Genomic DNA, 22,521 nt, shown 5'->3' with positions numbered 1-22,521 from the left:
TTAAGCCTAGCGTGATAGGCTAGAGCCATGAATCCTCTTCGCGTCGCAGTCGTCGGTGCCGGGATTCATGGCCTTTCTGCTTCTTGGGCACTCGTCCAGCGCGGACATGCGGTCACTCTTTATGATCGCCATCAGCCCGGCCACACTCAAGGCAGTTCTCACGGACGCTCGCGTATTGTGCGCCGAGCCTATTCTGACCCTTTCTACACGGAGTGCATGCTCAAGGCGTACCCGCTCTGGGAGAAGCTTGAGGCCAATAGCGCTTCCAAGCTCTTGCACGAAGTAGGGCTGATTTACTTTGGAAGGCAGGACTCCCCTGATGTCGAATCGGTCATAGAGGGCCTACGGACACACGGCGTGTTGCACGAGGTTCTGGACTCCCGTGGTGTCAGAAACCATCTCGAATCCTTACAGCTTGGCAGCAACGAAATCGGTGTTTACACGCCCGGTGCCGGTTGGGTAGATGCCGAAGCAACGCTTCGAGCCACTTTCCAACTTGCCACAAGCGCAGGGTGCCAGTTTGTCCCGACCGTAGCCACACCAGACCAGCTGACGAAGTTTGATAAGGTCGTGGTCTGTGCCGGTGCTTGGGTGAAAGAATGGTGGCCAGATGCACCTGTGACTGTTTCGTTACAAACGAATGCTTATGTGAGCTCGCAACAGACGGGTCCGGTTTGGATCGAGGATGGCGAGGACCTTGTGTATGGCTTCCCTTCCGAGCATCAAGGTTTCAAAGTGGGCGTCCATCGCGCCGGACCGATCATCGATCCGAACACCTTAGCGAGGGAGCCACATCTGGCTCATCTCGATAGAATCTCCAAGCTCGCGAGCCAAAGATTCGGTATCGAATCTCCGGAACTCGTTGATTCATTTGCGTGCCTTTACACCAACACCGCTGACGAGGATTTTCTACTTCGACAGATTGATCCTCGGACACACCTTGTAAGCGCGTGCAGCGGACACGCCTTTAAGTTCGGGCCATGGATCGGAGAACTCATGGCGGACTGGGTAGAAGGACGAACCGAGCAGCACGCCCATGTGTTTGCTCGATTCGAAAGGCCTTAACTACTTCTTCTTCTTGGCTGGCGCTCTGGTTTCTGCGACCATCAGGACGGCAGCCTTTTCTTCCTTGTATGGGTGGTGCCGTTTATCGAAGATCTCCGCCAAGAACTGCCCCGTATAGCTTCCGGCTGTCCGAGCGACTTCTTCAGGTGTTCCCTTGGCCACGAGCCGCCCTCCGCCTGTCCCGCCTTCCGGCCCCATATCGATGAGGTAGTCGGCTGTTTTGATGACGTCTAGGTTGTGCTCAATCACGAGAACACTGTTGCCCTGCTCTACCAGGCGCTGCAAGACAGCGAGTAGCCGGTTCACGTCCTCAAAGTGCAGTCCGGTTGTGGGTTCGTCCAGGATATAGATCGTCTTTCCGGTAGACCGCTTTGATAGCTCTGAAGCCAACTTGATGCGTTGTGCTTCACCGCCAGAGAGTGTGGTCGCTGGCTGTCCCATCCGAATGTAGCCAAGACCCACCTCTTGCAGGGTTTCAAGCTTGCGATAGATCTTCGGAATCGGCTTGAAGAACTCACATGCTTCGTCAATGGTCATGGCGAGAACTTCAGAAATGTTCTTGCCTTTGTATTTGACTTCCAGCGTCTCACGGTTATATCGCTTACCCTTACACAGTTCGCAAGGCACATAGACGTCGGGGAGGAACACCATCTCAATCTTGAGAACGCCATCGCCCTTGCAAGCTTCGCAGCGCCCACCCTTCACGTTGAAGCTAAAGCGACCATTCTTATAGCCTCTGAGCTTCGCATCTTGTGTGAGTGCGAACAGCTCTCGGATCATATCGAATGTGCCCGTGTACGTCGCTGGGTTCGAGCGCGGAGTTCGACCAATGGGCGATTGGTCGATGTCGATCACCTTATCAAAGTGATCCAGACCTTCGATGGCATCGTGAGGCTCCCAAACGGTTCTCGTTCCGTGGAGCTCAAACATGAGCCTTGGGAACAAGGTGTCTTGGATGAGCGTGGATTTGCCCGATCCCGAAACACCCGTAACGCAGGCGAACAAACCGAGGGGTATCTCAATATCGACGCCTCGCAAGTTGTTGCCACGAGCGTTGATCACCTTGATGGTGCGTTTCGGATTGACTGCTCTGCGTTTCTCGGGAATCGCGATCTCGCGCGTACCGTTCAGATATTGAGCGGTCATCGCGTTGCTCTTCAGGAACTCCTCCACGGAGCCCTGAGCTACGATCTCGCCGCCATGCTCGCCAGCTCCTGGGCCGAGTTCTAGGATATGGTCTGCGGCGAGCATCGTTTCCTCGTCATGCTCTACCACGAGGACTGTATTGCCAAGATCGCGCAGCCTGACAAGTGTGGAGATCAGCTTGCGATTGTCGCGCTGGTGGAGACCGATCGATGGCTCATCCAAAACATAAAGACAGCCCATCAGGCCGCTACCGATTTGGGTTGCGAGTCGAATCCGTTGAGCTTCTCCACCTGCAAGCGTCCTCGCGTTTCGATCCAAAGTCAGGTAACCCAAACCTACGTCTTCAAGGAATCGTAGTCGCTCCAGAACCTCTTTGACGGCTCGCTCGCCAATAGTCATCTGGCGCTGGGTGAGTTTCGAGGGTAACAGCGTGAAGAACTGTAGTGCGTCATCGATCGCCATGCGCGTGAGATCGGACATGTCCTTGTCTGTGATCTTCACACTGAGACTCTCTGGCTTCAGTCGCTTGCCCTTACAGGTCGGACAAGGCTTTGTCGCCATGTACTGCTGCAGGTCGTTTTTCACCCATTCGCTTTCTGTCTCGTCATATCGCTTCTTAAGGGAGCCAAGCACACCACGCCACTCGGATTGGAAAGTCCGCTGAGACTTCCCGTACTTCATGAAGACCGTGATTGGCTCGCTGAGACCATTCCACACGGCTTCCATTCCGGCGGCGGGAATGTCTTTGATCGGAAGGCTTGCATCGAAGCCCATGGCACGTCCGACGGCGTCGAGCATCTCCGGCCACCAGTCTTTCACTTCGCCCGATTTATAGACGAACGGAAGAATCCCACCATCTCGCAACGACTTCGAATGATCAGGAGCGACGAGTTCAGGATCGAATTCGGTCTTGCTGCCAAGCCCCGTACAGTCTGGACACGCACCAAAAGGTGAGTTGAAAGAAAAGAGCCGTGGCTCCAGTTCGGGCAAAGAGTAGCCGCAAACGGCACAAGCGTAGGCCTCGGAAAACAGTGCGTCTGTCCAACCTTCTGGCGTGGTTTCGCCATGAAGCGAAGGAGAAATCTCACCGGCGCCCTTGGGCAGTTCGAACGAAACGGTAATCATTCCGTTGCCCATCTTAAGGGCAGCTTCGATGGAGTCGGTCAGACGCCTCTCAAGGCCATCTTTAACCACCAAGCGGTCCACAATGACCTCAATGGTGTGCTGTTTGTAGCGATCCATTGGGATGTCATCAGTGACTTCGTACATCTGACCGTCAACCCGAACACGCACATAGCCCGCTTTGTTGATGTCTTGAAGAACCGATTTGTACTCGCCTTTGCGGCCTCGTACAACGGGAGCAAGCAGCTGGATTTTTGTGCCCTCAGGCAAGGTCTTGACTGCGTCAACGATCTGGTCCGTAGACTGGCGCTCGATGGGTCCGTGGCCGTTGATACAATACGGCGTGCCGACACGGGCAAAGAGAATACGGAGATAGTCGTAAATCTCGGTGACGGTTCCTACTGTTGATCGTGGGTTTCGGCTGGCGGTCTTCTGGTCAATGGAAACCGCAGGAGAGAGTCCTTCGATGTGGTCGACATCGGGCTTGTCCATCTGCCCAAGGAATTGGCGAGCGTAGGAACTGAGCGACTCCACATACCGGCGTTGGCCTTCCGCGTAGATCGTGTCAAACGCTAGGGACGACTTTCCGGACCCGGAGAGTCCCGTAAGAACCACCAATTGGTCTCGTGGTATCTCGACGCTGATGTTCTTGAGGTTGTTCTCTCGAGCACCCACCACGACGATCTTGTCGCTCGCTTTCCGTACCGACGGCATGGCACCCATTTTACTCCAAGATGTAGACGAATCTATACTTTTCTTATCACCCGAGTTGAGAGGAGTCACGGGATGTTACTACGTAAATAAATTCCTGCAAGTTATTTGAATTTGTAAGACTTTACACCCGTCATAAACAGGTGAAACAGGTAGCTTCGTAATTGCCATGCCAATGTTAAAGCCACATTTCCAAAGGCTCGTGAACGACGTCACGGATATCAAGGCTACTTCGATTGATACGCTCTCGAAGTTGAGCAATGATTCTCTCGCATGGTCGCCTTCGCCGGATCGTTGGTCGATCGCCCAAATACTCCTTCATTTGAATATGATTGGGGAAGAGTTCGCAGCTGAATTCGAGAGGGAGATCAGCAATGCCACACCCTTGCCGAAGGACTCAAACGAAGACGTCCGGTTCAGTCGCCTTGAACTGAAAGTGATTCAGTCACTCGGACCTGGAGGCAAAGTCAAACTTCCCGTTCCGCCAAGATGGATCCCTGCGCAGCCAGAAAATCCCCGCGCCACGGTGCTTCCCGCGTTTCAGAGGCTTCAGGATAAATTTGGCGATGTGTTCCGCAAAGCCAGTAGCGTGGACCTATCGCGAAGCAAAACAACCTCGCCCGCAAACAAGCTATTCACGTTCCGCACCCTTGTTTTTATGGAGGGGATGGTTGCCCACCAGCGTTATCACTGGGGTCAAATAGATGCGATTTTGCATGATCCAGGCTTCCCGAACTAAGGGTTGAGTCGCCAGATTGAGAAACTCAAAGCCATGGCAAAGCTAACCCACGCCAGATATGGCACCATCAGCCAACCTGCCTTCTTCGAGATCTTATAAAAGCTGATGGTGGTCCACAAGATGAAGATCCATAAAAGCCCGATTTCTACCGTTGCGAGTAGCAGTTTCTGAAGCGCAAAGAAGAGCCAGGGCCAGAGGCCATTAAGAAAAAGCTGAATCCCGAAAAGCGCTAGTGCCATGCGCCTTTTCCTTCCCTCTATGTCTGCCCGCCACACCGACCACGCCGCGTACGCCATGCATGCATAGAGCACCGTCCACACGGGCATAAACCAGGAGTCAGGTGGAGACCAAGTAGGCCGATTGATAGTCACCCACCAGGTGCCCAAGCCTTGAAAAGTACCCTGCGCACCCACAAAGCTCACCATGTAGCAGATCGTGAAGCTCAACATGAGGGAGACTGTGGGATTTTTTGGCTGGTCGTCCATGACTGGATGAGATTAGCATGATGTGAACGGAGTAAGTATCAGCCAGGACCAAACCCTCGTCTTAGCCTCAAGCGTGAGCGCTTGATGAAAGAGCGTGATCTGCAGGTAGTTCAATCGTCTAAGGCTATGATGATTCTAGGAACCGCTTTAGCTTTCGTTTTGAACACCACCGACGTCAGCCCCAAGATCGTGGCTGCATCGTTGTTCAAAAATGGATACACCGTCGTTACCAGGGAAATCCCAGTAGGTAAGTCTGGCGAGTATCTCATTAACTCCATCCCACAAGCATCCCTAGGCACACTCTGGTTCTATCCAGGCGAGGGCACCAAGCTCGAAGCCGTCGAATCGGTTGACGTAGACGAAAAGCTGGATGCTCCGTACGGAACCTTAGAGGAGATTTTGCAGGCCAACGAGGGCAAAAGCGTGATCCTCGTCGCCAATGACGGCTATGCCAACGTGACAATATCCGGTGTTATTAAATCTGCTTCGGGACAAGTGGTTGTCTTGGAAGAAGCGACAACCCGAGTGGTCCAGAAGAACGCGATACGATCCATCACCGCGGACAATGGCAAACTTGCGTACAAACGGAGCATCACTTCCAAGAAACGTGTACTTCGCCTTCGAGTAGGCGGCTCAGCTGGCTCCATTCGCATGATCTCACTTGAACGAGGCATGACTTGGTCGCCAGGCTATGCGGTCGACATTAGCGACAAGAACAAACTTAAACTGATCGCGAAAGCGACGGTTCTCAATGACCTTGAGGACCTACAGGGCATCGATGCAAGCTTCATCACCGGCTTCCCAAACGTTCCGTTCGCAAACTACGTGGAGCCACTTCTTTCAGGTCAATCAGTCGAGCAGTTCCTCGGGGTAATCAATAGCATTGGCGCGGCGAGCCAAGTCATGAACAGTGCTGCCCTCACAAACAATTTCATGACTCAGCAGGCGTTCCGAGGAACCGAGGATGGGCGACGCCCCTTCACACCCGGCGATGGTATGCCAACTTCACCTGCGCCAGGACAACAGATTGAAGACCTGTTTTTCTACAAGAGTCCTAACTTCAGCCTCAGCAAAAACAATCGGTCTTATCAGATTCTGTTCCGCGCAGAAGCGGACTTTAAAGAGCTTCACACTTGGGACATCACGGACTCCATGGCGAACAACTTCGAATATCGCCCAGTGAATCCAGTAGACGCCGTTCAAGAGATTTGGCACACACTGAAGTTTAAGAACACCAGCGGTCAGCCGCTGACCACAGCGCCTGCCACAACTTTCAAAGATGGTCAGATCATTGGTCAAGACACCCTGAAATACGTGTCGACAGACGGCAATGCTGAGCTTCGGATCACCAAGGCCATGGACATCCGCCCAGAGACGACGGAGGTCGAGGTCTCACGCGAACGAGGGGCCATCAAGAACACGGGCAACTACCCAATCTTCGATCTTGTCACTCTCAAAGGCACCATTCAGGCAACCAATCAGAAGTCAAAGAAGATCACGATTCGGATTCGGAAGGACTTCACCGGGGAACTCGTTCTGGCTTCCGGAATGCCGATAAGTACAAAGACCGCCAAGGGATTGCGCGACATCAACCCTACGGGCAGGCTGGAATGGACAAGGGAAATCGAACCCGGAAAGTCCATCGATCTCAACTACAGCTACAAGGTGTACGTTCGCACGCAAAACTAAGAGCTACTCAACGGCTCGGTCACTTCTGATCGAGCCGAGAACGTTCCATCGTCTTCGAGATCGATCACCGTGAAACCTGGAGGGCAGTTCAAGAATGGTCCCCGCCACCAGGCGCCCGAGATCGCGGCGCTAGAGATCTGCACAATGCCTCCAAACTCGATTCGCTCGTAAGCGTGCAAATGTCCTCCCAGGAACAATTTCACGTTGGGATAGCGCGCCAGTTCTGAGGCGATATCGAAACCATCCGCATGGTTGTAGGTGTCTGGGAACTGCCATTTGCCGTCAGGTCTTGGTTCGGTGGTGAGCGATCCAAAGACGCTGCCAGGTCCTGGGAGCAACGGTACGTGGGCAGTCACGACGGTTGGGGTCTCCGCATCTTCTTCCAGCTGACGAGAAAGCCACAGCCGTTGTTCGGCATCCAAGCGCGGGATATAACCATAATTGCCACCCCGCATGATGCTATCCAGCACGATGAACCTCCACCCTCCGACCTGTTCCACGTAATAGGCGGAATCCAATCCGAGTTGGGACAAGGGCATCTGTTTGCCGAATAGTGGCTCAGTGCCATCGCATCCACTATCTGCCGTGTTCCAACCCCATATGTCCTGATTTCCAATGCAGGCAATGGTCGTGATCGGCGGAAAACCGGAGAGGCACTCTTTCCACAGTCGCCAGTTCTCGTTCACCTTTTCGAGAGAGGCACCTGCACTGGCCATCACCATATCGCCCCCCAAAATGAGGACATCAGGTGAAAGCGCAAACACCTGCTCTAGTGCGTCAACAGCCCTCTCCGAAGCCTGTCGGCCAGGCTGCATGTGGACGTCCGTGATATGGATTAGGCGAATGGCAAAACTCCCGGCACCTCAATAGTATGGATGACCGATCTAGTCCTTAAAAGCTGCTTGACTTCACAGATATACCGATTACAGGCATAACAACGCTTCACCTATCCTGATAAGCATCAAGAATCTTAACTTTTTCTTGCTAAAGTATCGCTGTCATGTTTCTGGCACTCGCTCTGGCACAAGCCGCTTTTATCCCGCTCACCCGAGCACACGCTCACAACGATTACTTCCACACACACCCATTGGTGGACGCGATGACAGAGGGCTACTGTAGCATCGAAGCCGACATCTTCTTGGAAGGCGGAGAGATGCGCGTTGGGCACGATCGAAACATGTTGAAGCCCGGCAAGACTTTACAAGCGCTGTACCTTGACCCCATGTACAAGGCGTTCCTCGAAAACTCCAAGAACGGCGTGAAATCGATCTATCCAGTCAAAGCTCCCAGCATCCTTCTCGTAGAGTTCAAGTCTGACCCCGAAGCCCTGTATCCAATCCTGAAAGAAGAGCTGAAGAAGTACAAGGGCATGATCAGCACCTACAAGAACGGCAAGGTAAAGACCCGTGCCATCACCATCATCATCACGGGGCAGCGACCTCGCAAACAGGCTGAGGCGGAGACTGAGCGCAACATGTTCCTGGACGGCGAGATCGGGGACCTTACCAACGACACGCAAAAGGAACTCGTCCCGCTGGTGAGTGACAGCTACGAGACACTGTTTGGCACCTCAAAAGCTCCTCTCTCTGCCGAGAAACATAAGCTGCTAGTGGACTACGTTTCTCAGGCACACAAGAAGGGCATGAAGATTCGGTTCTGGGAAGCTCCAGACAACGAAGCCGCTTGGGAAGAGCTTTACTCCGCGGATGTTGACCTCATCAACACGGATCGATTGAAGGATCTTCGGGCTTTCCTACTCAAAAAGAAACAGCCCTGAGCCTAAACAGGCCCTGACCGGGTACCACTCTGGTATGAACCAGCCGACGTATGAGCTCATCCGGGTCCGTTATGGTGAAACGGACCAGATGGGCCACGCCTATTACGCCAACTATCTCTTCTGGTTTGAGCAAGCCCGGGGGGCGTGGTGTCGCGACAGAGGCTTCACCTACAAGTCGCTAGAAGAGATGGGCTACAAACTCCCAGTTGTAGAAGCTCACCTGCGTTACCGAGACGAGGTTCTGTACGACGACGTCATCAGCGTAAAAATCTGGGTGCCAGAAATCCGACGCGCCTCGATCCAGTTTGAATACGAAGTGACAAACCAAAGCACGGGGCGACTCACCACTACCGGCTATACCTGGCATGTCCTAACAGGTCCCGAAAAAAAGGCCGTTACGGTTCCTGAAAACATCAAAGAGATGCTGCTAAGGGATCCGGCGAACTTCGAGACTTTACAATAGTCGTAAAAATGTAAGCATGACTCGCCAACTTACAACAAAGGCGACTGCTGACAACGTAGGATTATTGACGCATGGGAGACACTGAGTGTAAGAGCCTCATAGAGGTCCTTCAAGATTTGGAGGGCTCGGCACCGGGTGTTCCCCTGTTGGCTCTGGGACAAACCATTTTCTGGGACGAACCCATGAAAGCGGGCGTGGGAGTCATGCTACGCAAGATCGGCTCCACTCGCCGATTGGTTGCGGGTGTTCACGATACCGACTACTTCGCCAAACTGCCCGGCGGAGTTCATGTTCCAGGCAAGTTCAAGACCCTACCTCACAACGACACAACGACACGTGGTCTTTGGAGTGCAGCAGGAGAGTTCAGCACACTCTTTGGATCCGAAACAGTGGTTACCCGAGACGCGCTGGCTGCTGCTGGGCTGCGGATTCAAAGTGTCACTCACGCCCGCCCCGGCTTCTTGGACGAAGCAACCGAGGCATGGGGTTGGCGCGGCATTGTATCCCTAGACGAACACGCCCCCATCACGGCTGATGTCCCTCTCGATCAGATTCTGCCAGAACTTCAGCACGCGCTCAACTGGGCACTCGACAGTTCCCTAGAGTCGCTTGCGGGCATGGGCAAAGAGATGGCCACTGAAGTCGCTAAAGGCCTTCGAGAGCTGATTTCAGAGGCAGCTAAAGAGCCAGGGCAAACCGTTTCCAGCTTCTATCAGAAGCTGCTGCCTGACATCTACGCTTACGTGTCGAATCGCCAAGCGGACATCGACACAACAGCCACCACCGAGCTTCTTCGGTTCAATCAAGAGACCTGCGATCTACCTCGATTCGATCTCCTAAGAGCCTTTATCGAACCCAAAACCCGCAACACCGCAAAGAAGGCATACGACACAGCCATCGCTGGGTCCGCTGGCCTGTACGAGCTGGCTCGATTTGGCACAGGTGCGATTCCCTTCGATCTCGTCATTCCAGGAGTTGGGCGTGGGACTATCCGACTTGGAACGAAGGGAGCGGTCATCATGACCAACAAACCTCTGTTCCTCAGCTTCAAGAAGCCACTGGAAACCGTAAAGCAGCTTGCCGAAGCGATCGAGAAGAAATTCGGCTCCAACTGTGTGCTCGTCGGAAAGGCTGTCGCTCTCATCGGTATGCTTTCACGAGAGTTCTCCTTTTTATTCCACGAAGGAGCAAGCAGCTACGTAAAGCACTCGCGAAAGTTCCACCAGAACCTAGCTGCAGCAGGCTTCCCTCTTCAACTCAATCCGATTTTGAGGGTGAAGTACAACGCTTGGGACGCGCTCTCCGTGAGCTGTTCCTGGCTTCGACTGCCCGAGATTCTTCAGCGTCCGTTTGGCACCGAAGAGTTGTGTGCGCCCAGTTTCTCAGAACGCTGGAAGTCGGTCGGGGAGGAACAGTCTGCACATCTTCAGCAGCTATCCAAACTCAAACGCCCTGTGGAACTGCTCGCCTACTTGGATAAGTCACAAGGCGGGGCGTGGCACTGCCTGGCAACCGACTACTCCAACCTCCACGGCAGGCTGGACAGGCTTGACAAGGACCTGAAGCTCATCAAAGCGGAGCGAGACAGCCTGTACACTCAGATGCGCAAGCTACGGCAGGACCGTCTGGCAGCAGAAAAAGCAAAAGGGGATCACTTCCGACTGATGATGTTTGAGAAGGACCCTTGTGAGTGCGAATATGAGACCCGGAAGCGGCTCGAAAGAGAGATTCAGGATGTCATCCACAAGCAGGGCGAGGTCCTAGCCCAGATGCGAGAAGCTCGAAGGCGCCAGCACGAGTTGACGCGCGACCCCGAAGTCGTGCGGATTCACGAGCGTCGACGTCAGATCGAACTTGAAGCAGAACTTAAGCGGGCACGCATTATCCGAAGCGCCATCGTCGCCTCCAAAGGTTTAGCCAGCGCAGGACTCCGACCGAGCGCGTGGTGGTTCCGACTGGTTTGCCCAGATGGACTCTGGTTTAGCGAAACAATTAGCACGGCTCAAGCATATTTAGAGCCATTGATGTAGGATCTTCAGCGCGAGTGGAAAACATACGTTTTTGGAAGTTACAGTCCATCGGGAACGATTTCCCCATGGTTCACATCGATGAGGTTCAAGGCGATCTTGGGGAGCTAGCCATCGCGATCTGTGATCGACACTTTGGTGTAGGTGGCGACGGACTGCTCGCAATGAAGCAGTTAGAAAAGAACCGTCTCCTGCTCCGCATGTTCAACCCAGACGGCACCGAGGATTTCTGCGGCAACGGACTTCGGTGTGCAGCCGTTCATGCTAAGAAAATGGGTTGGGCAGACGATGAGTTTGTGCTCGTTCATCTGGAACACGAAGTGGGCGTGAAGCTAGAAGGCGATCGCGTGAAGACCACCATTGGCACCGCCACGTACGACCCCAAAGTGGTACCCACCACAACTCACGAACTGTTCCGATCTAACATCGAGCTTGGCGGGGAGCCATTCGTCGCGAGTTCTCTCACAACCGGCAGCACCCACACGATCATCCCAGTCCAAACCCTCCCTGAGGACCCTTGGTTTAGTAAGATCAGCCACAAGATAGAGCACGACCCTATCTTCCCAGACCGAACCAGCATCATCTGGACCCAGGTTGTCAAGCCTAACCATCTGAAGGTCCGTATCTGGGAGAGAGGAGTCGGAGAGACTCTAGGCTGTGGCACAGGAAGTTCTGCAGCAGCCGCCGACTATTTGCGAGCCACAGAAGGCTTGGGGACGGTCCAAGTAGACAACCCTGGCGGAACCGTCTTCGTCTCGATGAACGGCTGGAACCAGCCCATCACGATTGAAGGCTCAGCAGAATGTGTCTACTCGGGTGAGTTTAAGTGGCACGACTCTCACCACGGTTGATGATGAGAGCCGTCAACGTTAGCGAGACTGATTTTTAACTTGCTCTGGACTTAATCCAGGTGGGTGAGCCGTATCCGCAGGTGGCCCACCCTTGGGGGGTGGTTTACTTTCCACACCTGGAGTGTCATTGCAGCCGTTGAGAGCCATCAAGCTGGCGACGCACAAAAACGAGAAAATAAGCTTCTTCACTAGTTGGAGTTCCAGAAGGCTCCCCAAGTCTTCTGACCTGTCGTCTCGTCCCAAGCGCAGTAGCTGTTTTGGTCAGGCGCTTGCTTCCAATCGATGAACTCACCGCGACCAATCTTGCTGGCGCTGCTATCAGCTCTTACTGTCGGAATTTTGTTACCGTTGAAAAAGTCTCGAGTATCCCAAATTTGGTTGTACCAACTCCAAGATCCTCGTGTGTCCGCTGGGTTGATCCAGTTGGCTTGGTACGCTCGCATGTAGTACCAGCCTACAGACGTGCCACCCCAGACATTCGGCAAGAACGAAACACGCTGGGAAATGTTCTCAATGCTCCCAAGGGTTCGGCCGTAAACATAAGTTCCGAGACTGCCACGACAGGTTCCGTCGGAAGTCTGAAAGTATCCCGCATATCCCGAATCGTTGATCGCGAAAGTCGTGATCTCGGACCACGGATACCCGTTGCTGGAATCCTCTTTGAGGACCTTCCGCGTTGGGTCCCAGAATATATCGCGGTTCTTGGTGTAAGGCATCATGAGGTCCGCCCAGTATTTGCCGCTGGCATTATCTGTAAGAACAACGCCGTCGTCAAAATCGCCCGCGTAGATGTTCTGAGCTGTACCAATCTGCTTCAGCTGCGAGAGAGCAGAAGTTGTCTTAGCAGACTTCTTTGCCTGCGCAAACACGGGGAAGAGAATGGCAGCGAGAATAGCGATGATAGCAATGACGACTAGAAGTTCGATCAATGTAAAGGCTGATTGCCGACTACGACGTCGGCTCTGACATCTTGATAGGTATGAATTCACTTGAATCTCCATGAGAAAGGGACTTTCATGCCACACCCAAAACAATCTAGCCCAATGCCAGATGATGAGGTGGCAGCTGAACAAACGCTCAGGCGCACATAGCTAGCCCCATGTGACGCGATACGCGTCTTTAGACTTGGAGAAAAACCTGTTGCGACCATAGCGTTCTAATAACTCGAACCACAAAACCCAGCCGGGTCTCGTCTCGTTCGATCACTACGTCAACATAGGTTACTTGCCTAGTGAGCAGCGCAGAATCGCCGTCGTTACTTGCAACAGCAAAACACATATTATTCTACAAAGTAGATTTTGAGAAGGTTTATATCGATTTCTAGTCCTTTTTAGTTTCACGCTTCAGTGAGATCGGAGGCACGTATCTCTCATGATGCTTGAATCTTGACTGGCACTACGATTCGACAAGGCTGAGGTGCATACACGTGCACCATGATGTGAGGATTAATGCTCTTATTGACCGCCAACTAAAGACCCCCACTCAACTTTACATACAGTGTATAAATCCTCCCACCTTTTGAGTCGCCCAAAAGGGCACTTGAGACTCTTTATAAACTATTATCTCTATATTAAGGCAAGTATTTTTAACTATTTTTTTACAATCCCCCAATAGACTCTGAAGTCTATGGTAATCACACACAGATCACTAAAAAACCTCTTTGTTCTTTCGGTGACTCAAATATTGGCAACTGGCGCACTTGCAGGTACATTCTCTTATTCTATTAACACACCTACGCTCTCAGGCTCAACACAAAATGTAGCTTGCGATGTATCTGATGGACTCACTGCCCTTCTTTCTGTGACCGCCACTCCGACACAGACGTCTACCGCAGGACAGGCTTCTGTACCCATCAAAATCACGTACACCCCTGCGGCTGGTGAAACCAATCTTCCGACGATTGCCTACGTCCAGGTGCAATTTACGAACACGTTCAACTTATCGAGCACATCAGACAACGCTGCTGCTCTCGACATCAATGACAATTCAACTGTGGTAGACCAAATCGCACCTGCCGATTTCTCTCTCATTAATGGAGCAGGTTCTAATTTTGGGACAGTCCAAGTTCCAGTCCCCCTCACGATCCAACCAGATGGAACACTCCAAGGAACCTACACAGCAGTGAGTAACAAGCTAACTGCAGGTGTACCAACTGGCAGTTCCGATGTTTCTCAGGCAATGCAATTGATCTACATCGACCAAATCGCTGCATCCCCCTTTGGCTCTGGGTCTGTGAGACAGGCTTCTGCGAGTACTCCTAGAAGATATATCAGCGTCTCACCAGACTCCAATACGTTGACTGGTGACCCGAATAGCTGGGGAGCTCTTAACTTTTTTAGCGGCTCTGACGGTCCAGTTGATCACTCAAAGAGTAACTATGGCGAACTAGACGAATGGTGTAAGGTCGTATCGTCTGGAGGGCGTGGCGAGGCGACAGGACAATATTGTTGGCGGTCCGCGAGTGAGAACATAACGGTTTCTGTATTGATCAAGTCACCCACAGCGATCTCAAGCACCACCGTCACTGGCTTAGACAACGTGTACTACACAGGCACCTGCAATTACAGCGGCCCCGCTAGAAGTTGGGGAGCTGCTTCGTACACGGTAAATGGGTTCTCCGGGACCGCCGATGTGAGCGGCGTTGACCCGAGCACAACCAAATTGACATCAACTTTGAGGTCGTACACCATTCCTATGTCTCCTGTAACAGGATCCTGGTACCAGGGGTCTCTTCATGCTGCACTCGGTCTAGGGATTGTTGCGGTCACATTCCAACAAGGCGGCACTGGTTGCTCAGAATACGCCTATGCGTTGGGACGTCAGAAAATCGTTTTCAAGTAGTCCGACAAGAGTTCGCAGCGAATACCAACGGAGCCACCGCACGCAACATGCGTGCGGTGGCTCATTTTTAATCGAAGAATCCGGGATGCGGTTTTGTAGCCCTTCTGTCTCAGCTTGTCCTGATTCGACGTGAACCCTAAATTAATGTTGGCTAGTGAACATTTCTTTAGACCCGGCTATCCAATCTCTCTCCGGTTGCACGCTTCTTTCTGACAACGGGGACATTTTCTTTCCGGGTGCAGCCATGGAAGCTGGCTAGGGGACAGCAACTCAAGCCGTATCGGTCATGATGATGAATGCCGCGCTAAGGTAGGAGCACTGTGCTGCTACCATAATGGCGTCAAGCCGTGTACCTGTCGCACGTGAGTATTTTTACGAAGCGGTTCCTGGTGAATAAAAAAGCCCTCCGGCCCATGCGATGGCCGGAGGGCTTTCTTGCGACAACTAGCCACCGCGTTGGCGGCGGAGGAACGTTGGGATATCCAGATCGATCTCATCCAACTGGATGGGAGTTGGAGCAAGGGGCTTAGGCTGTGCAGCAGGTGCTGGCGCAGTATAAGTTGGTGCTGGCGAAACCTGCGGTTGCGCTGGGCTAATAAAAACCTCAGTATCCTGTCGCGACCGCGGTGTCTCGTTTCCCGGGTCCATTCCTGCGGCAAGCAACGTAATCTGAACCTCGCCCTCGATGGCCTCTCGCATCACGTGACCCATGATGATGTCGGCCTCGTCGGCGTCTGTGAACTGGAGGATGTACTCCATAGCCTCGTGAGCTTCCCCAATTGAGAAGTCAGGGCCAGCCGTGACGTTGACCAAGAGCCGTTTGGCACCTTGGATGTTCGTCTCCAGCAGCGGAGAGTTGGCGGCGTGCTGAGCAGCCATCTTGGCTCTTTGATCACCCACGCCTCGACCAAGACCCATCAGCGCCACACCCGCGTTGCTCATAACCGAGCGAACGTCTGCGAAGTCAACGTTGATAATTCCAGGAAGAAGGATGATATCGGAGATACCCTGAACGCCCTGTCGGAGAACGTCATCGGCAGCAGCAAACGCCTGCTGCATGGTGGTCTTCTTTTCGACAAAACCGAGCAGTCGGTCGTTAGGAACAGTGATCAGCGTATCGACGCTATCTTTCAGCCGTTGCGCACCCTCTTCAGCAAGCCGCTTGCGGCGAGGTCCCTCGAACAAGAATGGCTTAGTCACAACGCCGACCGTAAGAATGCCCTTCTTACGAGCCATCTCTGCAACCACTGGAGCTGCACCGGTTCCGGTTCCACCACCCATACCGGCAGTGATGAAGATCATGTCGCAGCCCTCAAGTTCGGCTTCGATAAGCTTTTCGCTCTCCAAAGCAGCCTTCTGGCCAACCTCAGGATTTCCACCGGCACCCAAACCGCGAGTCAGAACTTCGCCGATCTGGATCTTCTTACCTGCAAGACTCTGCCCGAGCGCCTGCGCATCCGTGTTCATGGCCACGAACTGAACGCCCATGACGCCTTCGCTGATCATTCGATTGACAGCGTTCGACCCTGCACCACCAATGCCGAGCACTTTAATGGTTGCCTGGTTTTCGAAAAGATTATCTGGTCGCATGCTTTCTCCGAGACACATCAAACTACATCGAAAATGCAGTTTCTGTTAGGCTTCAGGACGCAACGGACCGCCCTAAAGCATCAAGAAAAATGAAGAAGTTTGTGAACGGCTCAAAAAGGCCACTAAACCCAGAGTTATCCACAAGTAATACACATTTCTGGGTTGAAAACGTCTTCAAATCCAGGTTTTCACACCAGCTGAATCCCCTCTCTATTTAAGCCGTTGCACAGAGAACAAGGCTAGCTCTGAGAGGAACGAAACGTCACCTTTTAACACAGATAGATGAGCCGTGCCTTCATCGGCCAACGCCAGGGCCTGCTTAAGCGAAGCGTCCAGACCATAGAGAGCTGGGTAAGTCGCTTTCCCCCGCTCACGATCAGAACCTGCAGCCTTCCCTAACTGCTCGGGCGTCGAGATTTCATTGAGGATGTCATCCGCAATCTGAAACGCAAGCCCGATCTTCCCGCCATATTCCCTTAACGCCCGCGCCTCTTCTTCCGAACAGCCTTCGAGTCGCCCCCCAATCTCACAACTGGCAGCTATCAGTGCTCCCGTCTTGTTGTCATGAATAAACTGTAAGAGTTCGGGCTCCGTCGGCTTTCCTTCCGAGAGCAGGTCGGCCGTTTCACCGCGCACCAACATGGTCGAAGCGTGGGTGAGCAGTCGAATCGCATGAACCTTCGCTTCTGCAGGCCAAGGACCATCGGCAAGCGTGCTGAAAGCCAACGTGAACAGAGCGTCACCCGCAAGGATCGCAACGGCCTCACCAAACTTCACATGGCACGTCGGCACGCCACGGCGAAGTTCGTCATTGTCCAGAGCAGGCAAATCATCGTGAATCAGCGAGAAGCAGTGCAGCATCTCAATGGCACACCCTGCATTGACCACCGAATCACTAGAACCACCCACCGCCACCGCGCTTGCCATACATAAAGCTGGGCGCAACCGTTTACCAGGCGCAAGGCACGAGTAGCGCATGGCCTGATGCAATTCAGTCGGAATCTCAGATTCTTGAGGGATCAGAGACGCAAGCTGGACGTCTATTTGTTCTGCGTAGGCCTTTAGTTGCCTTTCAACCACCACGGAACATGAGTCTACCGCCGAAACCACTTCAAGACTGGTAGACTCGCCCTTCTATGGCGGAGATCCGACCCTTCCAGGGCCTACGCTTCAGCGCCGAAGCTGGGCTTCTTGACACATTGGTTGCGCCCCCGTATGACGTGCTTTCCCCCCAACAGCGAGAGGAATACGCTGCAAGGAACGCGCACAACGTCGTACACTTGACCCTTCCTGAAAGCAGGGAGGATGACCGAAGCAAATACGTGAAATATGCGCGTAGCGCTGCCCTACTCTCCGAGTGGCGACGCGAGGGTGCCCTTGCTCCGGAATCCAAACCTGCCATCTATCGGTACACCCAAACCTTTGGCGAGCATGTAAGAACAGCCATCATCGCGCTCATCAAGGTCGAACCGTACTCAAAAGGCGTCGTCCTGCCCCACGAACAGACTTTCCCTAAGCATAAAGAGGATCGCCTTCGCATCTTGGAAGCAACCCGCTCACACCTTGAGTGCATCTTCGGACTGTACGAAGACCCAGCAGGTGAAGTCCTCGATACCATCAAGAAAGCCGATGTCACCGAGAAGATGGTCTGCAAGTCCGATGACGGCGTAGAGCACTGGCTAGAACCCATCGTAGACGAGCAGCAGCTTGCCACCCTCACCAAACTGATGGACGACAAGAAGGTGTGGATCGCCGATGGCCACCACCGGTACGAAACAGCCCTCAACTTCCGAGAGCAACAGGGCGAGAAAGAAGGCCGTATTGCCGAGGACTACATGATGATGGCCCTCACCTCCATGTCCGATCCTGGCCTCATCCTGCTGCCCACTCATCGGATGCTTAGCAAATCGCCCGTCGCCAACCACGACGAGCTAACCGCCAAGCTCTCCACAGAGTTCAACCTGGAACCAGCACCCAACAACTCGCTCATCGAGAAGATGGAAGCCCTTCATGCGAAGGGACAGCGGTCGTTCGGCGTCACACTTCCCGGCGGCCAGGGCCTCCTGCTGACGCCCAAAGATGACCAGGCACTCGTTGCTAGCATCCAAGACGACTCCAGCGAAGCTCTCCGTGGCCTCGATGTCACCATCCTGCACCGAGTCATCCTGGAAAAGCTCCTCGGGGTGAATGGCCTCGACACGATCTCGTACACGCGAGATCCGGAAGAAGCAGTCCAAGCTGTAGAAAACGGCTCCTCAATGGCGTTCCTCATGATCCCCCCAAGCGTCGATGATATGAAGGTCGTCGCACTGGGTGGAGAGAAAATGCCTCAGAAGAGCACGTACTATTTCCCTAAAATTCTCAGCGGCATCGTCCTATGGAGTCTCAACGACTTCTAAAGAAGCACGATGATGAAAATTCAGCTTCTTGGTACCGGTGCAGCAGACGGGATTCCTGGCTTCTTTTGTAACAACGAGGTCAGCCGTTTTGCGCGTGAAAACGGTGGCAAGGACGTGCGCTCCAGAGCGGCGGCACTGATCGATGGTGTTCTCAAAATCGATCTGCCGCCCGACACCCTCACACAGATCAACCGCGAGCGTCTCAACCCCCGAGACTGGTCGGCCATGCTGTTTACCCACAGCCACGACGACCACTTCGCACCGGGTGAAATCCAGTACGCCATGTATCCGTTTACGGAACTGGAGTTCGTACCCTACACCATCTACGCGAACCCCTTCATCGCGGAGGCGATTCGCACGATGTACCCCGACTGGCCCATCGAGGTCGTCGAAACCCACAGCTTCCAGCCCTTCCAACACGGCCCCTATGCCATCACGCCCATCCGGGCGCACCACCTGGCCGATGAGGACTGCCACAACTTCCTTTTCCAAAAGGACAACAAGACCCTCCTCTACGCCACCGACACAGGCATCTGGGACGATGAGACCTTCGAGTTCCTTCAAGACTTCAAACTCGATGGCCTCATCATCGAATGCACAGAAGGCTACCGCCGCACCGACTACCTGGGCCACCTCAACTTCGAGGATCTAGAGCTGGTGCTTTCTAGACTTAGTCACCAAAGAACCACAAGCTCCGCCACCCAAATCGTCACCACCCACCACGCCAGCACCGGCGGCGCCACACACGCCGACCTAGAGTGCGTCCTAGCCAAACTCAACGCAACGCCCGGGTACGACGGGCTAGTGATTGAGATTTGAGCCTTACTTAGTCGGCCGGTCCGGCGGGATGCGTTTCAGCTCCTTCTGCACATTCGTCAAATGTGCCGGTCCAAAAACCACAACCCGCGCCGACCAAGGATCAATCGCCATCACATACGGCTCCACGTTCCTATCCTCGCCTGCACGAACGGGATAAGTCCCCGTCACAACCCACCGTCCCAAAACACTCTTGGCGACAAACGGCTCAGAAGCCTTGAGATACGCATCCCCTAGCAACCGCTTAAGAATCGGACGCCCCACCGCAACCGCCGTCTCCGCATCGGGCACGAACCCTTTGAAGTTCGTAACACCACCAACCCGAATCTGCGTGAGAGCCAAAGCACAAATTGCAAGCATGTAGTTACTCCTCGCGTCTCATTCCGAACTTCTCTTTCCTTTGGGACAACCTAGCCCGATCCGTTTACTTTCAGCTTATAAGTGCCGGGGTCAAGGTTGATTTCCACTGTAAACGGCGGTGCTGCCGCAAATCCGAATTTCGAAAGTTCAGCGAGTCCCGTCGATGACTGGTCCCTTAGCCAAGACAACAACTCTTTCGGTGCAACCCCCGCGATGGATGTAATCTCTTTGCCATCCACAATCTTCAGTGCATCCCCAATGGGCTGCAAATAGTCTGGCCCAATCCGCAGGCGCTCACCGTCTACGCTCAGAGGTAGACCAATGACTTGGGACAGTAAGATCGAAAGTCTTAAGTCTTCGGAACTGTGTTCACGATAGATGACTTTTGCTGGGAAATCGATCATGAACCGTCGCGCATGAAGGTCGTAAATCCCGATTCCTGAAACGCCTTGTTGCTGCTTTTCGTCGACCGCAAAGTGGGCAAACCAAGTCGGTTCTTCGCCGCCTATCGAGAAGCTAGCACCTAACCTGAGGATTCCGTCTTTGTCCATATCCAGCGCCTTCTCGGCTCGAAAGGCACCTGATTTGATTTGCGTTGAGAATGGCGAGAACAACTTGCCATAAGAAGCAGCTGTATCCAGTGATACTTCGATCTTCTTGGAGCCAGATTCGACGTCTAAAATCACTCCACGTTCGTCGATCTTGATAGGAAACTGGGAAGATTTTGGAGCAGCACTGGACGCAGACCAACGCTCCACTCCTTCTATCCACTTTCTGGAGTCGGATTCCTTAAGCTCACCCTTTAGCCACAAACTCCACTCGCCTCGAACCATATCAAAGCCAATGGCCATCTTACTGAGAAGGTCAAGCCCTAACACTCCGGCTTGGTCACCATTGCCAGTCACGACGCCCTCAAGCAGCTCCACATCATCAAGCTCAACCGAGCCAATCTTCACCCGATGCTTGCCTAGCCTAGGTTCCGAGTCAACTGGCTTCAGCCCAAAGTAGGCTGCAGAAATCCCAGAAGACTTCTGCGCCGTGGAAATAGCAAAGTTCCCCACCTTCCCACCGTCAATCTGAACCGGAATTGTCCAAGCATGAGACCCAAACACGGCCTTCACCGCCGTCGAAGGCTCGCTCTGCCCAAACCCCAACGCGGAAAAAGACGTAAAACAGATTCCGAGGAACATAGATACGGTTCGGAAAGAACTTGGCATAGTTTAGGATTCCTTTCTTCGTGTGCTCTAGCGAGATCCAACAGTGACAGTTAACGTGTAAGTGCCGGGATCCAAATCGATCTCGACCACGAAGCTTTTCTTAATACCTTCTCCCAGTTTCACAAAGCCGTCGAATGAAGTAGAAGATGGCTGCTTCAACCAAGCAATAAGATCCTTTGGAGAAAGGCCGGCGTAGGTGATGACTCCCTTATCCAATAGCGGTGCGATGCCATCCCCTAAGGGTCTCAAATAGCTTGGACCAATGAACAATCGATCATCTTTTACGCGAACAGGCATGCCCAACATCTGGGTCGCCACAAATGACAACTGCACTTCTTCTGAACTACGTTCTTTATAGAGCTTTTTGCCAGGAAGGTCCAAGATAAATCGACGAGCTTTGAGATCGTACATCCCTATCATAGGGGTCGCTTTCGAACTACTTTCCGTGTTTTCCAGAAAATGGGCAAGCCAAGTTGGATCCTCCCCACCGAGCGCAAATCCATAACCCATGATGAGGTTGCGTTCACCTTCCATTCCTCGCGTGGTTCGAGGCTGAAGCACCCCTGACTTCAGTTTCTTGGAGAGGCTGGTCATAATTTGGCTCCAACCCGCTGCGATATTGAGATTCACCAGTTGCTTATCAGAACCAAACTGCCCTTCAAGCATGACTCCATGATCGCCTAGCTTGAAAGGAACGGTGGAACAGTCTGGAGGAGTACTCACACCAGGCCAAGCTTCAACCTCTCGAATCCAACTTTTGGCAGCGGCTGAATCGAGCCCACCTTTCAGCCAAAAAGTCCACTCACCCTTGACGAAGTCGAAGCCTAAAGCCATCTTCTGAAAGACGTCAAGCCCGAGGATCCCAACGATACGCTCGTCCCCATACTTAAACTCCCCATCTATCATCTCCACATCGTTAACTTCTATCGTGCCGAACTTCAAACGATGCTTCGATGTTCGAGCAGGTCCAACTAAGTCCGACCCCAAGAACTTTCGGGACACAGATGACTTCCCACCTGAACTAGTGATAAGAAAGTTGCCTAGTTTTCCGCCGTCGATTTGCACAGGAATAGTCCAACCAAAATCGACTGAATCAGCTTTAACCGTCACCACCTCGGATGTCTGGGCCTGCCCTACGACAAAACTCAGACCCAAGCTCAAACTAAACACAAGATGAAGTGATTTCATGTTTTTCAAGTCGCACCCGTAACAGATATCGGTCT

General features: G+C 53.2%; 19 protein-coding genes. 10 read left to right on the top strand and 9 right to left on the bottom strand.

The genetic code is table 11. From position 1 onward, the window contains the following. The first annotated feature begins 27 nt into the window (after positions 1-27). A complete protein-coding gene (locus ACZ51B_RS14670; RefSeq protein ID WP_464294084.1) occupies positions 28-1,065 on the top strand; it encodes an FAD-dependent oxidoreductase in 1,038 nt (345 codons plus the stop codon). Here the strand turns inward: ACZ51B_RS14670 and uvrA are convergent, their stop codons facing one another. Next, entirely contained in the window at positions 1,066-4,047 is a 2,982-nt protein-coding gene (gene uvrA / locus ACZ51B_RS14665) for an excinuclease ABC subunit UvrA (RefSeq protein WP_464294083.1), read from the bottom strand. Positions 4,048-4,219: 172 nt separating this feature from the next. Between uvrA and ACZ51B_RS14660 the strand changes: the two genes are divergently transcribed. Continuing rightward, entirely contained in the window at positions 4,220-4,783 is a 564-nt protein-coding gene (locus tag ACZ51B_RS14660; protein WP_464294082.1) for a DinB family protein, read from the top strand. On the opposite strand, the gene ACZ51B_RS14655 is transcribed toward ACZ51B_RS14660, so the two are convergent. Further along, entirely contained in the window at positions 4,780-5,268 is a 489-nt protein-coding gene (locus ACZ51B_RS14655) for a TspO/MBR family protein (RefSeq protein WP_464294081.1), read from the bottom strand. The two genes, ACZ51B_RS14660 and ACZ51B_RS14655, sit on opposite strands and share 4 nt — an antisense overlap. A 126-nt stretch (positions 5,269-5,394) precedes the next feature. On the opposite strand from ACZ51B_RS14655, the gene ACZ51B_RS14650 reads away from it, so the two are divergent. After that, positions 5,395-6,957: a hypothetical protein gene (locus tag ACZ51B_RS14650; protein ID WP_464294080.1), complete on the top strand. Its 1,563-nt coding sequence runs from the start codon at positions 5,395-5,397 to the stop codon at positions 6,955-6,957. On the opposite strand, the gene ACZ51B_RS14645 is transcribed toward ACZ51B_RS14650, so the two are convergent. After that, positions 6,954-7,793, bottom strand: a complete 840-nt coding sequence (locus ACZ51B_RS14645; protein WP_464297188.1) for a metallophosphoesterase family protein — start codon at positions 7,791-7,793, stop codon at positions 6,954-6,956. The two genes, ACZ51B_RS14650 and ACZ51B_RS14645, sit on opposite strands and share 4 nt — an antisense overlap. Before the next feature lie 164 nt (positions 7,794-7,957). On the opposite strand from ACZ51B_RS14645, the gene ACZ51B_RS14640 reads away from it, so the two are divergent. The 4 genes from ACZ51B_RS14640 to dapF all read left to right on the top strand — a co-directional run bounded on the left by ACZ51B_RS14640 (position 7,958) and on the right by dapF (position 12,075). Next, entirely contained in the window at positions 7,958-8,734 is a 777-nt protein-coding gene (locus ACZ51B_RS14640) for a PI-PLC domain-containing protein (RefSeq protein WP_464294079.1), read from the top strand. 34 nt (positions 8,735-8,768) lie between these two features. Continuing rightward, complete coding sequence (locus ACZ51B_RS14635; RefSeq protein WP_464294078.1) at positions 8,769-9,197, top strand: acyl-CoA thioesterase; 429 nt, start codon at positions 8,769-8,771, stop codon at positions 9,195-9,197. A gap of 71 nt (positions 9,198-9,268) precedes the next feature. Continuing rightward, the gene (locus tag ACZ51B_RS14630; protein ID WP_464294077.1) at positions 9,269-11,227 is read left to right on the top strand and encodes a hypothetical protein; all 1,959 of its coding nucleotides are present in this window, start codon (positions 9,269-9,271) and stop codon (positions 11,225-11,227) included. Positions 11,228-11,241: 14 nt separating this feature from the next. After that, positions 11,242-12,075 carry a diaminopimelate epimerase gene (gene dapF / locus ACZ51B_RS14625; protein ID WP_464294076.1) on the top strand — a complete coding sequence of 278 codons (834 nt, stop codon included), beginning with the start codon at positions 11,242-11,244 and terminating at the stop codon, positions 12,073-12,075. Positions 12,076-12,263: 188 nt separating this feature from the next. Here the strand turns inward: dapF and ACZ51B_RS14620 are convergent, their stop codons facing one another. Further along, positions 12,264-13,004: a hypothetical protein gene (locus ACZ51B_RS14620; protein ID WP_464294075.1), complete on the bottom strand. Its 741-nt coding sequence runs from the start codon at positions 13,002-13,004 to the stop codon at positions 12,264-12,266. 754 nt (positions 13,005-13,758) lie between these two features. Here ACZ51B_RS14620 and ACZ51B_RS14615 point away from each other — a divergent pair. Next, a complete protein-coding gene (locus ACZ51B_RS14615) occupies positions 13,759-14,916 on the top strand; it encodes a hypothetical protein (protein ID WP_464294074.1) in 1,158 nt (385 codons plus the stop codon). 444 nt (positions 14,917-15,360) lie between these two features. Here ACZ51B_RS14615 and ftsZ read toward each other — a convergent pair whose 3' ends face one another. Beyond that, on the bottom strand, positions 15,361-16,506 hold the full coding sequence (gene ftsZ, locus ACZ51B_RS14610) for a cell division protein FtsZ (RefSeq protein WP_464294073.1): 1,146 nt from the start codon (positions 16,504-16,506) through the stop codon (positions 15,361-15,363). A 210-nt stretch (positions 16,507-16,716) separates the two neighbouring features. Next, positions 16,717-17,586 (bottom strand): polyprenyl synthetase family protein, encoded by an 870-nt coding sequence (locus ACZ51B_RS14605; RefSeq protein ID WP_464294072.1) that lies wholly within the window; start codon positions 17,584-17,586, stop codon positions 16,717-16,719. A gap of 56 nt (positions 17,587-17,642) precedes the next feature. On the opposite strand from ACZ51B_RS14605, the gene ACZ51B_RS14600 reads away from it, so the two are divergent. Continuing rightward, the gene (locus ACZ51B_RS14600) at positions 17,643-18,905 is read left to right on the top strand and encodes a DUF1015 domain-containing protein (protein ID WP_464294071.1); all 1,263 of its coding nucleotides are present in this window, start codon (positions 17,643-17,645) and stop codon (positions 18,903-18,905) included. A 9-nt stretch (positions 18,906-18,914) separates the two neighbouring features. Beyond that, complete coding sequence (locus ACZ51B_RS14595) at positions 18,915-19,724, top strand: MBL fold metallo-hydrolase (RefSeq protein ID WP_464294070.1); 810 nt, start codon at positions 18,915-18,917, stop codon at positions 19,722-19,724. Between the two features lie 3 nt (positions 19,725-19,727). Here the strand turns inward: ACZ51B_RS14595 and ACZ51B_RS14590 are convergent, their stop codons facing one another. Genes ACZ51B_RS14590 through ACZ51B_RS14580 form a run of 3 tightly spaced genes read right to left on the bottom strand, consistent with a single transcriptional unit; the run spans position 19,728 to position 22,486 of the window. Continuing rightward, positions 19,728-20,081 (bottom strand): hypothetical protein, encoded by a 354-nt coding sequence (locus tag ACZ51B_RS14590; protein ID WP_464294069.1) that lies wholly within the window; start codon positions 20,079-20,081, stop codon positions 19,728-19,730. Positions 20,082-20,131: 50 nt separating this feature from the next. Continuing rightward, positions 20,132-21,298 (bottom strand): hypothetical protein, encoded by a 1,167-nt coding sequence (locus ACZ51B_RS14585; RefSeq protein ID WP_464294068.1) that lies wholly within the window; start codon positions 21,296-21,298, stop codon positions 20,132-20,134. Positions 21,299-21,325: 27 nt separating this feature from the next. Continuing rightward, on the bottom strand, positions 21,326-22,486 hold the full coding sequence (locus tag ACZ51B_RS14580; protein ID WP_464294067.1) for a hypothetical protein: 1,161 nt from the start codon (positions 22,484-22,486) through the stop codon (positions 21,326-21,328). Between the last annotated feature and the right edge of the window lie 35 nt (positions 22,487-22,521).

This window comes from Fimbriimonas sp. LA-C6, assembly GCF_055398105.1.
Note: the sequence above shows the minus strand (reverse complement) of the source record. Positions and strands in the feature narration are given on the sequence as shown.